Origin of the sequence: Paraburkholderia madseniana, from assembly GCF_009690905.1 — a bacterium.
Taxonomy (GTDB): Bacteria; Pseudomonadota; Gammaproteobacteria; order Burkholderiales; family Burkholderiaceae; genus Paraburkholderia; species Paraburkholderia madseniana.
Genome location: NZ_VOSW01000313.1, coordinates 1 through 640, shown reverse-complemented (window position 1 = coordinate 640; position 640 = coordinate 1). Strand labels below are relative to the sequence as shown.

2 tRNA genes and 1 rRNA gene are annotated in these 640 nt (G+C 50.2%); all 3 read right to left on the bottom strand.

Going from position 1 to position 640, the window contains the following annotated elements:
* Positions 1 to 237 precede the first annotated feature (237 nt).
* Positions 238 to 313: transfer RNA gene (locus tag FSO04_RS45980), tRNA-Ala, on the bottom strand.
* Between the two features lie 69 nt (positions 314 to 382).
* A tRNA-Ile gene (locus FSO04_RS45975) sits at positions 383 to 459 on the bottom strand.
* 64 nt (positions 460 to 523) lie between these two features.
* Positions 524 to 640, bottom strand: a 16S ribosomal RNA gene (locus FSO04_RS45970); the annotation flags it as partial.

Genomic DNA, 640 nt, shown 5'->3' with positions numbered 1-640 from the left:
GATCTCTCTTTTCATACATTGATACAATCACAACCCTGATTCACCTACTCACACACCCATCTCTAAGTATGCTTTCGTGAATCTCTTTACTACTTCTTCCTGATTGTTAAAGAACGACAGCCGATATCGCAGTTGCTATAACCGCGTATCACTCTGACTGGCTCAATCGCCAATGCCTGTTTCACTACACCGCAAACCTCTTTCAAGGTTCACCGCAGTAAAACCGGCATTGAAGATTGGTGGAGGATGACGGGATCGAACCGACGACCCCCTGCTTGCAAAGCAGGTGCTCTCCCAGCTGAGCTAATCCCCCAGTCATACACAGATAATGCTATCTGTTACTACCCAGGGGTTTTTAGCGGATCAGCCACCGCAGAAACAGTGGTGGGTCTGGATGGATTCGAACCATCGACCCCCGCCTTATCAAGACGGTGCTCTAACCAACTGAGCTACAGACCCCTGAGTCTGTCTAATTTCACAGCCGATAAGCGTGAGCGCTCAACGTTCGACACGTTAGCTCGAGAAAGGAGGTGATCCAGCCGCACCTTCCGATACGGCTACCTTGTTACGACTTCACCCCAGTCATGAATCCTACCGTGGTGACCGTCCTCCTTGCGGTTAGACTAGCCACTTCTGGTAA